The following is a 16,118-nucleotide window of genomic DNA, read 5'->3' as shown; positions in this document are numbered from 1 at the left end:
AGGATATCGCCTCTACCGAAACGGCCAATTGCATAGCCTTATCGCAGATTGCGTAGACCGTTTCGGAGAGTCTGGGAGGTCGCAGAAAGCAAGCCGAAAAATCCGAGGTCGGCAGATACAAATTCGCGGCCGTAGCCACAAAGCTACGAACCGCGAATATGATAAAAATCAGCGCGAAATACCAATCCCGATCAGTGACGGGAACGACGAATCAACGCACCAGGCTGATAGATGATGATGGAACGGCCTTCACGGGCGATCCACCCTCGGTTGGCGAAGTCCATCAGCGCCTTGTTGACCGTCTCACGCGAGGAACCCACGAGCTGCGCCATCTCCTCCTGCGTCAGGTCGTGCGGCACCTTGACACCGGATTCCACCGGCTCACCGAAACGGGAGGCCAGATCAAGCAGCGTCTTGGCCAGGCGGGCTGGAACATCCATAAAGACGAGATCGGAAATCTGCTCGTTGTTGGCGCGCATGCGGTTGGCCATCACCTGCAGCATGTCCACGGCCACGCGCGGGTGCTTGTTGAGCCAGGAGAACAGGGTGTCGTGCTCGAGCCAGCCCACCTGCGTGCCGTTGTTCATCGCGATGGCGGAAGCCGTACGGGGGCCACCGGCCGGGTCGAAGACGGGAATCTCTCCAAGAATTTCGCCACGGGTATGAATGCTCAAAAGCTGTATGCGGTTATCACTCGCCTCACGGGTGAGCTTCACTTTCCCACTTTCCAGCAGATACATACGCTGGTCGGTGGAACCCTCATGAAAGATGTAGTCACCCTTCTCGAATTCGGCACGCTTCATGTAGGGCATGAGCTCCTCCGCATCCGCGTGGGAGACATGCTTGAACAAAGCCGTCTGCAGAAGTTCATTGTCGGCTTCATTTGCCCCGTTCGGACTATCCACGAGATCGCACCTCCAAATACTTACTGTGTCGTCACCAGAAATTCATTTGCCTTGAAACTGGTTAACCTCAAAATCTACCTTAATTGTAGCTCAGCTTGGCATACTCTTCGAGGTAAGCGGAAACCGCTTCAAACCCCATATCCGTTTGCCGTCTGATCGGCGCAACTCGTTTGACGGCCGATTTGACGGCTTTGTCGCGGAGCTTTTCGGGTGAGGTTCTAAGTATTTTCCCCATTTTTTCGGTATCAATATCGTAGGCAAGCGTGACGTGGTGCAGCAACGCTCCCGGCCCTCCGTCTGTCGGCGGAAAGAACCGTTGCGCCGCTCCCCCAATCTTGCCTTGAACGCAGGCGATATCGTTGGTACCGCTGAAAAACGCTGGAATTCCAAGACTTTTTAATGCATCGACGAGCCACTGATCGCACAGACGAAACGATTCGCCAACGGGCACATCTTCGACGAAACCCTTGGGGGCGTAGAAGGAATAGGTGATCGTCTTGCCCGGTTCGATGAACATCGCCCCTCCGCCAGTTGAGCGTCGAACGACGGCAAAATCCGCTTGTTTTGCGGCCTTCACGTCGACTTCTTGCTCGATTGATTGGAATCTGCCTACCACCACGGCGCGGCCCGACCAGCTCCAAAAGCGCAGCATTGCAGGCCTTTTGCCGGCTGCGACTTGTCTTGCCCACTGCTCGTCCGTCGCCATCTGTTCGGCGGGAGCGCGAGGAACGTCATGCACCACCAACGGGCGCAGCGACCTCCAACGCTCTTCATGGAGTTGATGAAAAGCGTCATTATTTGACGTCGATATGTCTGAACCATCATCAACACCAACATTTGCACAAATTGAACAGCCCGTTTCGCTTTCAGACCCGTTTTTTTCTGTCCGCAAAGCCCGTCGGTACGCGGTTGAGATCGCAACGTCGTCGACACCCACCAGTCTGACCGACGGATAGGATTGAAATATCGGAGCCAACGGCCTGCGCGCCACGAGTGCTGCCCCGAGTTCCGAAAGCATGGTTTGAGCGGCATCGTCATCGCCCAGAACGAAAAAGTCCCCGTCAATCGTCGAGGAAACCGGTTTGCCGGCCTCGTTCACAACAACATCGACTCCGACCAGTTTGCCGCCGGGGGTCTTGTATTCGCCTCTCATAACGCTTCAGCATATCAAACGGTGAGGGGAACGCCGCAAAAGCGTCTACCTCACCGCATATGGGAACAACAGGCCAACCGTAAGCCGAGATCGCCGAAACCTGGCCTGTTCTCAAGGCTGAAAAGCCGCTATTCGCGCAACTCGACACCCTTGGCGTCCCTGTGCCAGGGGGAACCGTAGTCGGAACTCAAGATGAGCACACCCTCGATAAAGCCCCAAATGAAGGACGCTACTGCACCGAGTCCGAAAAATATCGAACCAATCACCGTCAGTAGCAGCTGGCCAACGGCCTTGCCATAGTGGCCGAGATAGAAATTGTGAACGCCAAGCCATCCCAAAAAGATGCCCAAAAGTCCGGCAACCATTTTGTTTCTGGGCTGGTAGCCATACGGCAAAGGCTCAGTCCAGCCGTATTGCGGCGCATAAGGCTGGCCGCCTTGCGGGTATCCGTTCTGGCTGTAGCCATACTGCTGGCCGTAGTTGCCGGAAGCGTAACCGTAGCCGGGCTGGGGCGAAGGACTGGTTTGAGTCTGGGAATAGCGGGTCTGAGCGTAATCGGCCTGACCGTAATTGGGCTGCTGGCCGTATTGCGGCCGGTCGTATTGCGGCTGGCCATAGTTCTGCTGCTGCGACTGGCGATAATCGGCCTGGCCGTACTGCGGTTGGCCATAATTGGCCTGCTGACCGTATTGCGGCTGGCCATAGTTCGGCTGCTGATTGGGTTGTGGGCTTCCCTGAGCAGCGCCGCCCTGACCATAGTTTGGTTGATCATACTGCTGGCCCTGCGCCTGATACCCAGTGTTTGGCATGCCGTGCTGCCCCTGCTGCCCTTGTGCCTGCGTCTGGCTTTGCTGACTCGACTGATCCTGCGAAGTGTCGAAATCATTCTGGTTGCCGGAATCCTGCGGAGATTGCGCTCCGGGCTGCCCGACCTGCGGATCTGGAGTATTGTTCATGCCTTAAGCCTAGCCTAAACGGTCGAGACGATTATGTAAGAATACTGGAAACTTGCTGTAAATTGGGATGCTGTGATCTTTTTGAACATAAAAAACGGGCGCTTCCCTTTGCGGAAAGCGTCCGAAACAAAACAATAACAATATGCTCGATCAGATTATTTTTTAATATCTAGTACCATTTGTCATCGTTTCGGTTTTCGATTATTACAGCCGCGCGAGAATATCCCGTCCAACCTCGGCCGTGGTGCGCTGCTTCTTCGCGTTCTCGGCGATGTCGGCCTCGACGACCTCTTCGATATGCGCAGCCGGCTCGTCCATGCCAAGGTGACGCAGCAGCATCGCGGTGGAGAGAATGGTGGCGGTTGGGTTGGCGATGCCCTTGCCGGCGATATCGGGCGCGGAGCCGTGGATGGGTTCGAACATCGAGGGATACTCGTTGCTGGCGTTGATGCAGCCGGAAGCGGAATAGCCGACGCCGCCGACCACGGCACCGGCCTCGTCGGTGATGATGTCGCCGAAGAGGTTGTCGGTCAGGATGACGTCGAAGCGGCTCGGGTCGGTGACCATGAAGATGGTGGTCGCGTCGATGTGCAGGTAGTCGTGGCTGACCTCGGGGTATTCCTCGCCAACCTTGTCAACGATCCGCTGCCACATGTCGCCAGCGTTGACCAGCACGTTCTTCTTGTGCACCAAGGTGATGTGCTTCCTGCGCTTCATCGCCAGATCGTAGGCGTAGCGCACCACACGCTCGACGCCGTAGGCCGTGTTGGTGGAGACTTCGGTGGCCACCTCCTGCGGGGTATTCTTGCGGATCGCGCCGCCGACGCCGCAATACATGCCCTCAGTACCTTCGCGCACCACGACAAAATCGATGTTGCCCGGGTTCTTGAGCGGCGATTCAACGCCTTTGTAAAGCTTGGAGGGACGCAGGTTGACGTACTGATCGAGATCGAAACGCAGCTTCAAAAGCAAGCCACGTTCAAGCAAACCGGCTGGTACGTCGAGCCTAGGGTCGCCGATGGCCCCCAACAGAATGGCATCGGTCTTCTTGATACGCTCGAGATCCTCGTCGGGCAGCACCGCCCCATCACGCACATAACGTTGGGAACCAAGATCGAATTCGTCGTATTCGAAGTCGGCCACACCTTCGGTAGCCTTCTCCATGACCTCTTGGGCCGGGGGAATGATTTCCTTGCCAATGCCGTCGCCTGGAATGACGGCGATATGATATGTTTTTTTAGTGCTCATAGCCGTGACAATAGTCGCGAACATCACACTGTCCACTATTTGGTCCGGAAAATGGACACCGATAATTCTGCAATATTCGACCCTTTTGGGACTCTTGGTGCACCAAGTAGGCCAAAATTCAAGGAATTAACCCCAAAAGACACATTTTCGCCTATCTTGGCGCACCAAGATGGCCAAAATACGAAGAATTAACTCCCTTTTTCAAAATTTCGGATGACTTGGTGCACCAAGAAAACGATATTGCAACAAAACGAGGTTATCTACCTACTCTTCAATTCCCATGGTATGAAGACACCAGGCGTTCTCGTCGCTGACCTCCTGCCACTGCTTATAGCGGCCGGAAGTGCCGCCGTGGCCGGCCTCGACTTCGACGCGCACGATGGCATCCACGCCTTGCGATTGCAGGCGGGCGATCCACTTGAGCGGCTCCACACAGAGCACGCGGGTATCGTTCAACGATGTGGTGGCGAAAATCTTCGGGTAGCGCGAAGTAGCATTATCAGATGCATTGTCGTCAAAGGCATTGTTACCGGCATCTCGGTTTTCGGCTTTCGAATTTGCCGCGCTCTGATTCAATGACGAACCATCGGGCGCAGCATCACCCTGCCAATGGCCGAATGGCGCGTTTTCATAGGGTGAATACGACTTCATATAGTCGTAGACGGTCTTGTCGTGAAGCGGATCACCCCACTCGTCCCATTCCGTAACCGTCAGCGGCAACGAAGGGTCTAGAATCGAAGTCAACGCGTCAACAAACGGGACGTCCGCCTCAATTCCTGCGTAACATTCCGGAGCCATATTCGCCACGGCACCCATAAGCAACCCACCAGCCGAACCGCCATTGGCAACGGTACGTTCCAGGTCGGCAAGTCCGGCCTGTTGCAAGGCTTTGGTGGCGTCTACGAAATCCGTAAACGTATTACGCTTATTAAGCCTTCGTCCCTGCTCGTACCACGCTCGACCCATCTCGCCACCGCCGCGCACATGCACCACGGCGTAAAGCACGCCCCGATCGAGCATACTTACGCGTGCCACGGAAAAACCGGGATCGCTATCGGCTTCGTAGGCACCGTAGCCGGTGATGAACATCGGCCCGGCACCAGGTCGCAAGTCTTGACTTTCCGGATGTGCGGCACCGTTTACTCCAGTATGAGTTGCAGAAGCATTTACACCCCGCGAGGGGGAATCCGAGTTCGTGGAATTTTCAGCGATATCCAGCAAATCGATGCGTCTCAAATCATCGCCCAGCTCCGCCATCGCCTTGCAACAATCCGGTCGCCAGACCAGCGAAACCGGCACCAGCTCGCCGTCACGCACCCGCACCCAGATGCGCCGCTCGCGGTAGTTCGCGGCATCGAAGCCGCCACGCACTTTCGCCCGCTTGAGCAACCTGCTTTTGCCGGTCGCCACGTCAAGCTCGCACAACTGGCCGGGTTGCGTATAGCTTGAGAACGAATAACGCATACGCGGCACGTCGTAGGAGGGATTGCCTCCCGCCGCAATGGAATACAAGCGTTCGCTTCCCCCATCCGAGTCTGGCCTCAGCTCACGGAAACGCCACGGACGATGCGCCAAAAAGTCCTGCAATGCATCGTTTTTCGTCATCACCGCAATGTGCGGCAAGCTGTCTTTTCGATAGCTCAGCACCACGAAATTGCGATACATCGCGATGCCTTCGATACCTAGTCCGCGGGCGCCACGCAGGATTTCGGGATTATCGGGATTGTTATAGGGCGTATTCACCGGTTTTCCACTTGCACCCGGCTCGACTTCATCGCCACGCTCACAGCCATACGGCGAGCCAAGAGCCACAGCAACACCCTCGCCCAAGGCATATGGCGGTTCGTGCACGCTCAAATCGACCACGTCCACCTCGAAATTCGGGTTCTTCGCATTGTGGTAGACCAGCGCCAGCGGAATGTCAGATCCGTCAACGCCCGCACCTTCGAACCGAGCGAAACTGACGTCGTATTCGACGCCTTCCTTCCTCGGAATGAACGCACGGAACTCGCCTTCCGGATTGTCGACCGAAAGCATCAGCACCTCGCTGGTGGTCTTGGACGAGCAACCGATGACAATGTTACGCTCATCGAAACTCAGCCCGACACCGATCCAAAACCGTTCGTCACTTTCACGAAAGACTTCGACGTCATCGTCGACACTTGTGCCGACCTGATGCCGGCGAACCTCATATGGCCGCCAAGATTGGTCAAGCAGCGTATAAAATACCCACTTGCCGTCGGGAGTGAAGCAGGCCTCGGCAATGCCTTTGAATACTTCCGGCAATTCATGGCCGTTCTCGAGGCTGCGGATGCGGTAATCGTAACGTTCGCCGCCGGCGGTGTCGACGCCGTAAAGCAGCCAGCGGCCGTCGCGGGTCAAATCAAGCCCGCCCAAGCGGAAGAAATCATGGCCTTTCGCCTCGACGTTCGGATCGAAAACAACCTGCTCCCCAGGCATTGAGCCCGGTGCGTCGCTCGCCTTGATTTGCGGGGGATCCCAGTCGTCAGGGCCGGCAATCGGCAGTCGGCACTGCACACCGTATTGCAGACCTTCCCGGGTACGCACGAAATACCAATAACCATCCATTCGTGTCGGCACCGACATGTCCGTCTCGTCGACGCGAGACTTGAGCTCCTCAAAAAGCCGATGCTTCAGCCCGTCGAAACCGGCCGTCTTCGCCGTATAATACTCGTTTTCCTCACGCACAAAACGTTGCAATTCCGGCGAATTCTTGTCTCGCATCCACTCGTAAGGATCGATGAAAGTGTCGCCGTGCACCGTGCGCGGCTTCGGTTCACGTTTCGCGTGCGGAACAGGCAAAACCTGTGGAGCGGACGTGTTGTTGGTTCCTTGCGGCGACACTATCGTGGGGTTCGTTTCGTCAGTCATAACCATCAGATTATACTCGTCAAGCGAAGAGCCTAACTTGTCAGGTCTGAGACGAAAATCCTATCAATACATACCTCTGTTGCCTTTTCAAACCACTTCGAGCGAAGCGTGCGTTTGATCCCATTGATTGACTCGGCCACCTTGATTGTGTCGGCTACTCGAGCCCGAGTTCATGGCGCAAATACGGCAGCATCGTCTTCATGATGTTGGCTCCGGTGGTGCCGGTGAAAACGGGAACGTCGGTCACCGGCATGGGTTGGGTGGCGGTGAGCCCCGCAACCTGGCCCAGCGCCGAGGATTCGCGTGGACTCAGCTCGCGGATGGCGATGGCCAGCACCCGCCCCGGGTAGCGCCGCGCGATGGTGGCGTAGGTCACCGGGTCCTTCTGCCCGTCATCGCCGATCAGGATGAATTTCATATCCGGGAAATCCTCCATCAGCTGCTCGGCGAACTGGAGTTTGTGCTCGACCCCAGAGGGGACGAAGGTCTTGGGCCGCGGGTCGAGGTCGCGCAACAGCAACGGTCCGGCGGGATAGCCCTGTTCGGCGATGAAATTGCGTATCGAACTCTCGACGTTCCAAGGCGAAGTCGAAAGATAAAAGAACGGTGCATCCGGCATCATGTCGGCCAGACGGGTGAAGAGAGCGCTCATTCCTGGCACGGTGCTGCGCTTCTTGGGGTTGAGCAGCAGGAGGTTGTAGGCCGCCTTTACTGGGCTTGGCGCCTGAGTGACCATGATGGTGTCATCGACGTCGGTGATGATGCCCACTTTGGCACCGGATGGCACCACGAACAGTTCCGAGGTGACCTTCTTACGCCTGGCGACCTGGTAGGAAACACGGTGGACACCCGGCGTATTGCCGCGTTCGGCGACCAGGTCGAGGTACCCGGCCCTGTCGGAAACAGCGTATTCGGAACTTATCTCACGCGAGGAATCGTAGCGGTCGTAGACCTCGGAAACCCCGACCTGCACCTGGCTGACCGGCACTCCATCGATTTCGATTTTGACTCTTACTCCGGCCGCAGGCACCGAGAGCATGCCACGAATCCCGCGCATCAGTTCCCCTGAACGCGAACCGCCGGGCGCCATCACCGTCCGGCAGACGAGCCTGGCATAGTCACCGGTTCCGTAGCCGGCGTAGGGCTCGACTTTCGGATACCAGCCCCACTTGCGCACCAGCCCGGTTGAAAATCGCGTCCACGCGCCAAACCCCTGGGTGATCGCCTTTCGCGTACTTTGCACCCAAGGTTCTCCGAATCGGCTGGACGCGCTGATGGTTTTCGACGAATCGAACGAAGTGGAGGCGCGATGCACTTCAATCGGCACCGTAGGCATTTGGTCGGCCTGCGTCGGACTGACTTGCTGCTTGACGGGTTTGCGTGCCATGTGTTTCCGTTCGTTTAATCGTGAGTCTGAACTCGGGTTGTGTTTGCTTTGCTGTTTGCGTTTCCGATACTCGGATATCGGTATCGAGTATTAGTTATTATTTATTGATTGTTGATATTTGGTTACGCACAAGTGGATGAGCAGATTATCGACTATTCGGCGCGCTTCACCATCGCGGCGTACTGGTCGGCATCCATCAGCTCGGGCTCGTCGTCATCCATCTCGATTTTCAGAATCCAGCCCTCGCCGTATGGGTCATTGTTGATGACCTGTGGGTCATCGGAAACAGCCTGATTGACGTATTTGACGGTGCCTTCGACCGGGGAAATAAGATTTTGCACCGTCTTGGCGCTTTCCATTTCCACAATCTCATCGCCCGCACGCACCGGGGTGTCCGGCTCGGGCAAATCGACATAGACGATCTCGCCCATCTGGGAGGCCGCATATTCGGTCAGCCCGATGACGGCCAGCCCGTCCACGTCCTCGACCCAGACGTGGTCGCCGGAATATTGCAGGTGGTCCGGTACATCCAAAGAGACGGATTTGGAAGCCGCACTGGCCATTGCGGAATCGGAGGAATCAACATTGTCGGTTTCGTCGGTCTTGTCAAAATCATTGATATCGTTTTCGTTCATACTGCCAGATTACAGCATGACCCACTTGCCCGTTTTGCACGTCGCGAAACAGGCGTCCTGCTTGCCGTAGCAAAGAGGACGCCTGAGAAAAAGAACCGAGCGAGCCTACTCTTAGCGCACCGCACCGGCAGGCTGGTCGCCCACGACCTGCACCAGCGTGCCCTGCGGGCAGTTGTCATAAATCCATTGGGCGTCATTGACGTTCATATTCACGCAGCCATGCGAGCCATACTCAGACGGGTTGCCGGTGGCAATACCGACCGGATTCCAATCCGCAGTATGGAAGCCCTCTCCACCGTTGAAATAGCTGACCCAACGCACGTTCGGAGAAACGTAACCCGGGCCACGCATGGTCTGTACCGCGTAACGCAGATAGATGACGTAATTGCCCAAAGTGGTCTCGTCACCACCGGGCTTGCCCGTGCAGACTAGGAAGGTCTTCACCACCTGGTCGTTTTTGTAGACCGTCGCGGTCTGTGTGGACCGGTCAACGACGATGCGCATCTCGGACTTTGTCTGTTTGACGTCGAATTTGGTGATGTCCGCCGCGGCCTGAATGGTGGCCGGCTGACCGCTGGTCATGGCAGAGTAGACCTGATTGACCACGGCATCGCCGTCTTTGACCTTGACGCCGTTGACACCCTTGGTCATCGTAAGCATCACCTTGCCGTTGCCGTCGACGATATCCTGCTGGCTGACCATATCCTGGTTGAGTTGCTTGGGCATTTCACTGTTGATATAGCCCGCAATGGCGTTCTTGTCGATGCTGAGATTAACCTGCCCTTTTTCAAGGTCTGCATTGGGTTTGATCCACGAGGCCACTTGCGCCACCGGCAATTCGAATTGGCTAGCGTCGCCGTTATTGATGACGATCTTGTTGGCCAGCAGCTTGTTCGCCGCGTCGGCTGCCGTCTGCGCAGCGCTTTGGGAAACAGGGGTATCGATGGTCTTGTAGGAGACCTTCACGGTTTTGGTTTCGCCGGGATCCGCAATCAATGTGTTGACCGAATTCTTGACGCCGCTCATTTCAGGAGCACGCCCTCCATGGCCTGCGGCAGCGACGAATTGGCTGGAGTTGCCATCGAAAGCCACGCTTGAGGGGACGGCCTTGTCGCCATCCTTGACGAACGTGTTGGTCAGATAGGTGTTAATCGGCAGGTCAGTGACATCCGCCACGAGTTTGACATCGGCTTTCTGGAAAGGAACAACGCGACCCGCGCCATCCCCCTTGGCGGCGAGGAGATCCTGCACGGTCTTGTCGGTATCGACTTTCACGCCCAGATCCTTGAAGCCGGCGGTGGCCTTCTTGCCTTGCCCGTCAGTGATGGTGACCTTCGAGTTCTGGACTTCGTGGTCGACGGTCTGCTTCAATTGAGCGGCATTCTGCCCAGCCACAGCCACATCGCCGAGATGAACCCCCGGAGCGGCCTTATCCTTGTAATACCAACGTGCGCCAAAGAACGAAGCAATCAACGCAACGACAAGCACTGCAAACACCACGGCAGCGATGATAATCGGCAGACGGTGCTTCACCTGCTTTTTAGGCATCGCATGAGCGCCGATGCCAAGCGCGGCGATATCGGCTTGGCTGAGCTCACTTGTCAGCGCCTCAGGCTCGTTGCCGCTGTTCATGACGTTGTCCATTACTTCCTCCAGATACCCTTCTCAGCGTACTAAGTCACTAGATTATCGCAGAGATATGACGTGATGGCGGTGCAGAAAGCGGTAAACGAAGCCGTTCGCCACGTAGCGAAAAGAGAAACGCCCAAACAGATAATCCAGAGATATCTAAATATTTTATCCGACAGACATCACGGTTTTTTGCGTTACAATTTCTGCCCGTACCATTCTTCGATCATGTAACGCGCGACGGTCGCCTTGCCTGGCTGTTTGATTTGACCGGTAGTCAGCGCTTCGGCGAATTCGTCCCTGGTGAAGAAACGAGCATCGAGCGTTTCAAGACCATCCACCTTGACATCGGTGCCAAGTGCACGAGCCTTGAACGCAACCATCAACGATGCCGGGAACGGCCAGGGTTGGGAGCCCAGATATTTCACCTCGCCGAGCGTCAGGCCAGTTTCCTCTGCGGCTTCGCGCTTCACGGCGTGTTCCAGGTTCTCGCCAGCTTCGACGAATCCCGCACATACCGAATAGAAGGACGGATCGCTCCATTTTTTATTATGCTGCAGCAATAGCCTGCCCTGACCGTCGACAATCGAAGTGATGACGGCCGGCTCAATACGCGGGAAAAGCAGTGAATGGTGCGTCTCACAGTTTTCGTTGTCACATTGTTGAGCCCATCCAGACATGGCCGGACGAACCCTAGAACCGCAACGCGGACAATATTTCTGGCTGTTGTGCCAGTTGCTCAAGGCAACCGCCGTGGTGGCCTGCCCGGTTTCGCGGGCCGAGGCGTGCGGGGCGAAGCCTAGCAGGGAAACCCAGTCGAAACGCTGCAGGGCGCGCTCGAGCACCTGGCTCTGCGCGGATTGGTCGGTTTGCGGCGATGAAGTCTCCGCGCCTAATCCAGCGTTGCCTTTGCCCGTATCGGGATGCATCCCCGATTCGCCATCCCGACTTTCCACGCCCGCTTTTTCCGCAAAATCCGAGACGTCCAAAGCCACAACAGCCTGAGGGCGATTACTGCCAATACCATAACTGCCAAGAAATATGGGGATGATACCGGTTTTGGAAGAATCGTCAATCCTGTCACCAAGCGCACGCAAAACGTACTCTCCGGGCACCTCGGCCAGACGTATCTTTGCGGTTTCGAAATCGACGCGCGCCGCTTGCCCGTCAGGAACGGCCACAAGCCCATCGCGCACGAAAACGACCGTCGTTTTCGGCTGTGCCAGAACTTCCGCAATGAGGTTGGGGTCGCCTCTACGCTCGGTCTGGTAGTCGATGTCGCCCTGGGCAAGCGGCAGGAACGGCAGCACCTGAGTCAATGCCAGCGATGAAAACGAAGCAGCCATGTCAACCTCTTTAGACTTTCAGACGCGTCTATGCCGTGAATTACTCGCGTCATTGTATGAAATACTATAGCTGATTAGCCATTATCCCACGGCGACAACCTGCTTGCCTTCTAAAGTGCACTTTTCAGACGCCACCGTCAGAAACATGCACTTTTGCAGCCGTAAAATGCACTTTTCCGACGGTAGCGTCAGATAAATGCACTTTTGCTCGACTAACTTGCACCTTTTCAACGTTGGCATCGGATAGGTGCATCTTATGAATCGAACGAACGCTCGGCTATACGCGCTCGACCAAGTCCAGCAAAGCGTTCGCGACCGTGTCGGGATGCTCGACGGCGCTGAAATGGCCGCAATCGGGAATCGCGGTGAAAGCGACAGAGGTGGAAGTCATGGCGTCGGCAATCGGCTTCATCTTGGCCGGAGGGCTCGAAGGGTCGTTCTCGCCGCAGATGACCGCGACGGGAGCGGTTACCCGTGCCAGCTGGTCGGTTGTATCGACGCGGCCCGCGGCCATGCGCTCGCGCCAAGCAAGCCCTTCCGGGCGTTGATCGTGAATCCAGCCGGTCAGCAAATCCTGAAAACGCTGGCTCTGCTTGACTGTCGAATCCCCCGCCTGAGGACGCGCGAAATGCATCACCGGTTCGACGGTGTTGTCACTTTCGCAGGTTTCCGCGATGTTGAGCCGATTCGCACGGGCCTGAACGCTATCCGCAATCGTGGTGGTGTCGCACAACGCAAGCCCGGCAACGGTTTCCGGGAATAGCCGCTGAATATCCATCGCGATATAGCCGCCCATCGAAAGCCCCACCCAAATGGCCTTTTCGTGACCGGCGATATGCAGCATCGAAACGAAGGCTTCGGCCACCTTGTCCATCGCCTCGGCGTACGCCCCATCGTCGGCGAGCGCACCGGTAGCGTGCACATCGGGAATCGAGGCATCGCCGGCACCCGGCGTATCCGGCGCCCAGATCGGGAAGGGCACAACCTTACGTTCCCTTCCCAATCGAACCAGACTTGCGACACAATCATCCCACATCCGCGCATCCACAGGAAAGGCATGCAACAGAATCAGAGGCACGCCTTTGCCGGAACGATAGACTTTATTATTAATGCGAATATTCATTTTGCCTGTTCCGGTTATTCCAAAATCTATTCGTCCACTCCGGCCCACGAAAGCGCGCGGCGCACGATCTGGCCGTGACCGCCGGACATCTGGGCGATGAACGTGTCGAGCTGTTTGCTATCCACATCGCACCATTCCACGTCGAGCGCCGGGTCGAGCGGCTTGCAGTCGCCGGAAATCTGCACCACGTAGCACAGCGCTATGGCGTGCTGGCGCGGGTCGTAAAACTCCGAGATGCCTGGAGTCGGGAAGAACTCGGCGACGGTGAACGGCTGGAGGCTTGCCGGCAAGATGGGCAGGGCAAGATCCCCCAAGTCTTTGGCGATGTTGCGGGCGATGGCCTCGCGGATGGTCTCGTGGAAAAGAATGCGGCCAGTGATCAGTGTGCGTTCCACGGAGCCGCTGTCACGCACTCGCAGAAGCGAACCGACAGCACTGACGCGGCCCATGTCGTCGGTGCGTACCGGAACCACTTCGGCATAGACGATGGGAAGTTTGGCGCGCGCCTCGTCGATATCGTGTGGCGTCAGCCAGCCAGGAGGGTTGCCATTGCTGCCGCCGCGCACAAAGTCCTCAGGGGTGATGCCATCGAATTCGCCGCGATGCCGCCCCGCATCGAAATCGCCCTCGTCGGGCACTTCATCATTCAAGACTGCCATGGCTCCATTATCGGCGGAATGGCTGACGAATGCGCGAGACGAACGGCCTTTTCGTCACTGGCTTAGCAATGTTTGGGTTTACTGCGAGACTGGTCATTACATCGTTCGCGAGGTAAAAGCCCACGAAATGGTGCAACGCACAAGCGGAAGGAGCCATAATCATGGCAACACAGACTTTGACGGCAACAAACTTTGAAAAGACCATCACCGACAACGAGCTGGTGTTCGTTGATTTCTGGGCCACCTGGTGCGGCCCGTGCAAGGCTTTCGGCCCGGTTTATGAGAAGGCCAGCGAGGCCAACCCCGACATCGTCTTTGGCAAGGTCGACATCGACCAGAACCAGGAGCTCGCCACGGCGGCCGAGATTCAGGCCGTCCCCACCCTGATGATCGCCAAGAAAGGCCAGATTATCTTCAAGCAGGCCGGGGCCCTTCGCGCTTCCGATCTTGACGAGGTCATCAAGCAGGCCCGTGCCCTTGATGTCGATGCCAAGGAAGGCGCCAACGCCTGAGCTGACTCAGAACCTGACGCTGGAAACACTCGAGACCATCTAGTAACCACCTAGTAAAGGCCGAATAATTCCTCAGCTATTTTCACGTAAAGCGATATGCCGATTGCCAACGAACGTTTGGCTTTCGGCATATTTGTTATTGAAGCGACAGAATAACAGCGTTTCGAAGCGTAATACGTAATTCTTTTTATTAATTATCGTTATTTGCTCGTTTGAACACAAGATTTTCGCGCCAGTGCGTTATAATTATGTTTGTTTTGTGATGTAGTGATGACCCGCCAAGGCGGATTGAGAAGTTGCGGCGTTGCATCCCGCACGTGAGAGACGTGCGAAAGAGATATGAGATGAGAGTTGTATGGTGCGTTTGTAATTCGACGCATTTTGAACTGTAGGACTACCTAGGAGCATTAAAGGCATATGGCTAACCACCGTAAGCAAACCAAGACCTTGAGGTCGCTGAGCAAACGCCAGTGGACGAAGATCGCGGCCGGCGTAGTAGCGGTTGTGGCATTGGTGGGCAGCAGCGCAATCGCCGTTCACTCGCATGATGCACGTCAGGATTCCGTCAACCGCGTCACTTCGTACTCGGCCACCGACGCCAACGCGCTCGGCGTCTCCCGCGGCACCGACCGTGAAGACCTTCGCGGCGGCAAAGCCGGCGACACCTACGTCACCGTCAAGATCAACGGCAAGAACCGCGCTGTGGTCGGCTCCCACTTCACCGATGTCAAGTCCGTGCTCGATCAGGGCGATATCACCCTCGAGACCGGCGACGTCGTCAATCCAAGCCTCAAGACCAAAGTCAACGAGTCCACGGTCATCAGCATCGAACGCGCCAACGCGAATCTCGAGACTTCCGATGCTCCCATCGGTTTCAACACCGTGACCAAGGAAACCTCAGACCTGCCCAAGGGTCAGCAGAAGGTTCAGTCCGAGGGACAGGAAGGCGTGATGGAAACCACCAGCCTGGTTACCAAGGCAGGTAAGAAGACCATCTCCTCCAACGTATTCACTTCATTCGTCAAGCAGGCTCCCGTCGACAAGGTCATCCTCGTAGGCACCGGCTCCAATTCTTCCGTTTCCAGCGACGCGGCCAACATCGGCTCCACTGTTCCGGTCGGCGAGATGCAGCAGTGGGCGCATGACTACCTGCTTTCCACCGGTGGCTCAGAAGCCGACTTCACCGCCACCGTCTTCATCATCAGCCACGAATCCGGCTGGCGCGTCAACGCGCAAAATCCTTCTGGCGCTTATGGTCTGCCCCAAGCACTGCCCAGCAGCAAGATGTCGAGCGCCGGCGATGACTGGGCCACCAATTATCAGACTCAGCTCAAGTGGTTCTGGGGCTACTGCGCACGTTACGGCGGCGTGCAGGGCGCCTACGCCCACTGGCAGGTTGCTCACAGCTACTGAGTTTCTAACGTAGCGTAACTTTTGAGATTGGGGCTTCCGGTATACGCCGGGAGCCTCAATCTGTATCTGAAGCGAATCTCTACTTTATTTATATTTTGTTTATGAACATAAACAATTAGGTTTGTTTACGTTCATAAACAATTTGAGCCGATTCAATGACCTCTATTTCAATGAGACAGCAGCGAGTAACTGCGGCAATCCACATTGATTCGCTCATAACAAAAGGCTGTTGCCATGCACGAAGCATGGCAACAGCCTTT

General features: G+C 56.4%; 13 protein-coding genes. 2 read left to right on the top strand and 11 right to left on the bottom strand.

What is annotated here, in order from left to right; genetic code table 11:
* Window positions 1-191 precede the first annotated feature (191 nt).
* The 11 genes from OZX70_RS01795 to OZX70_RS01745 all read right to left on the bottom strand — a co-directional run bounded on the left by OZX70_RS01795 (window position 192) and on the right by OZX70_RS01745 (window position 13,933).
* The gene (locus tag OZX70_RS01795) at window positions 192-905 is read right to left on the bottom strand and encodes a Crp/Fnr family transcriptional regulator (protein WP_277181569.1); all 714 of its coding nucleotides are present in this window, start codon (window positions 903-905) and stop codon (window positions 192-194) included.
* A gap of 79 nt (window positions 906-984) precedes the next feature.
* Complete coding sequence (locus OZX70_RS01790) at window positions 985-2,058, bottom strand: lipoate--protein ligase family protein (RefSeq protein ID WP_277181568.1); 1,074 nt, start codon at window positions 2,056-2,058, stop codon at window positions 985-987.
* Between the two features lie 128 nt (window positions 2,059-2,186).
* Window positions 2,187-2,867: a TM2 domain-containing protein gene (locus OZX70_RS01785; RefSeq protein ID WP_277182064.1), complete on the bottom strand. Its 681-nt coding sequence runs from the start codon at window positions 2,865-2,867 to the stop codon at window positions 2,187-2,189.
* Window positions 2,868-3,218: 351 nt separating this feature from the next.
* On the bottom strand, window positions 3,219-4,262 hold the full coding sequence (locus OZX70_RS01780; protein ID WP_277181567.1) for a 3-isopropylmalate dehydrogenase: 1,044 nt from the start codon (window positions 4,260-4,262) through the stop codon (window positions 3,219-3,221).
* Window positions 4,263-4,526: 264 nt separating this feature from the next.
* Window positions 4,527-7,154, bottom strand: a complete 2,628-nt coding sequence (locus tag OZX70_RS01775) for a S9 family peptidase (RefSeq protein ID WP_277181566.1) — start codon at window positions 7,152-7,154, stop codon at window positions 4,527-4,529.
* A gap of 154 nt (window positions 7,155-7,308) precedes the next feature.
* Window positions 7,309-8,541, bottom strand: coding sequence for a phosphatase domain-containing protein (locus OZX70_RS01770; protein ID WP_277181565.1), 1,233 nt, complete (start codon window positions 8,539-8,541; stop codon window positions 7,309-7,311).
* A 152-nt stretch (window positions 8,542-8,693) separates the two neighbouring features.
* Window positions 8,694-9,104, bottom strand: a complete 411-nt coding sequence (gene gcvH / locus OZX70_RS01765; RefSeq protein WP_277182063.1) for a glycine cleavage system protein GcvH — start codon at window positions 9,102-9,104, stop codon at window positions 8,694-8,696.
* A 183-nt stretch (window positions 9,105-9,287) separates the two neighbouring features.
* Entirely contained in the window at window positions 9,288-10,820 is a 1,533-nt protein-coding gene (locus tag OZX70_RS01760; RefSeq protein WP_277181564.1) for a L,D-transpeptidase, read from the bottom strand.
* A 182-nt stretch (window positions 10,821-11,002) separates the two neighbouring features.
* Window positions 11,003-12,151 (bottom strand): NAD(+) diphosphatase, encoded by a 1,149-nt coding sequence (gene nudC, locus OZX70_RS01755; protein WP_277181563.1) that lies wholly within the window; start codon window positions 12,149-12,151, stop codon window positions 11,003-11,005.
* A 277-nt stretch (window positions 12,152-12,428) separates the two neighbouring features.
* Complete coding sequence (locus tag OZX70_RS01750) at window positions 12,429-13,274, bottom strand: alpha/beta hydrolase (RefSeq protein ID WP_277181562.1); 846 nt, start codon at window positions 13,272-13,274, stop codon at window positions 12,429-12,431.
* A gap of 26 nt (window positions 13,275-13,300) precedes the next feature.
* Complete coding sequence (locus tag OZX70_RS01745) at window positions 13,301-13,933, bottom strand: NUDIX hydrolase family protein (RefSeq protein WP_277181561.1); 633 nt, start codon at window positions 13,931-13,933, stop codon at window positions 13,301-13,303.
* A gap of 161 nt (window positions 13,934-14,094) precedes the next feature.
* Between OZX70_RS01745 and trxA the strand changes: the two genes are divergently transcribed.
* Both trxA and OZX70_RS01735 read left to right on the top strand, forming a co-directional pair.
* Window positions 14,095-14,445, top strand: a complete 351-nt coding sequence (trxA, locus tag OZX70_RS01740) for a thioredoxin (RefSeq protein ID WP_277181560.1) — start codon at window positions 14,095-14,097, stop codon at window positions 14,443-14,445.
* Between the two features lie 417 nt (window positions 14,446-14,862).
* The gene (locus OZX70_RS01735; protein ID WP_277181558.1) at window positions 14,863-15,858 is read left to right on the top strand and encodes a G5 domain-containing protein; all 996 of its coding nucleotides are present in this window, start codon (window positions 14,863-14,865) and stop codon (window positions 15,856-15,858) included.
* Window positions 15,859-16,118 lie beyond the last annotated feature (260 nt).

The sequence above is a fragment of the Bifidobacterium sp. ESL0732 genome (assembly GCF_029395535.1).
Classification (GTDB): Bacteria; Actinomycetota; Actinomycetes; order Actinomycetales; family Bifidobacteriaceae; genus Bifidobacterium.
The sequence above is the reverse complement of the archived record's forward strand: the minus strand, read 5'-3'. Positions and strand labels throughout refer to the sequence as shown.

Coding starts and splice junctions, on each gene's coding strand:
- OZX70_RS01790 (WP_277181568.1), bottom strand. CDS start 2,058: ATGAGAGGCGAATACAAGACCCCCGGCGGCAAACTGGTCGGAGTCGAT.
- OZX70_RS01785 (WP_277182064.1), bottom strand. CDS start 2,867: ATGCCAAACACTGGGTATCAGGCGCAGGGCCAGCAGTATGATCAACCA.
- OZX70_RS01780 (WP_277181567.1), bottom strand. CDS start 4,262: ATGAGCACTAAAAAAACATATCATATCGCCGTCATTCCAGGCGACGGC.
- OZX70_RS01775 (WP_277181566.1), bottom strand. CDS start 7,154: ATGACTGACGAAACGAACCCCACGATAGTGTCGCCGCAAGGAACCAAC.
- OZX70_RS01770 (WP_277181565.1), bottom strand. CDS start 8,541: ATGGCACGCAAACCCGTCAAGCAGCAAGTCAGTCCGACGCAGGCCGAC.
- gcvH (WP_277182063.1), bottom strand. CDS start 9,104: ATGGCCAGTGCGGCTTCCAAATCCGTCTCTTTGGATGTACCGGACCAC.
- OZX70_RS01760 (WP_277181564.1), bottom strand. CDS start 10,820: ATGGACAACGTCATGAACAGCGGCAACGAGCCTGAGGCGCTGACAAGT.
- nudC (WP_277181563.1), bottom strand. CDS start 12,151: ATGGCTGCTTCGTTTTCATCGCTGGCATTGACTCAGGTGCTGCCGTTC.
- OZX70_RS01750 (WP_277181562.1), bottom strand. CDS start 13,274: ATGAATATTCGCATTAATAATAAAGTCTATCGTTCCGGCAAAGGCGTG.
- OZX70_RS01745 (WP_277181561.1), bottom strand. CDS start 13,933: ATGGCAGTCTTGAATGATGAAGTGCCCGACGAGGGCGATTTCGATGCG.
- trxA (WP_277181560.1), top strand. CDS start 14,095: ATGGCAACACAGACTTTGACGGCAACAAACTTTGAAAAGACCATCACC.
- OZX70_RS01735 (WP_277181558.1), top strand. CDS start 14,863: ATGGCTAACCACCGTAAGCAAACCAAGACCTTGAGGTCGCTGAGCAAA.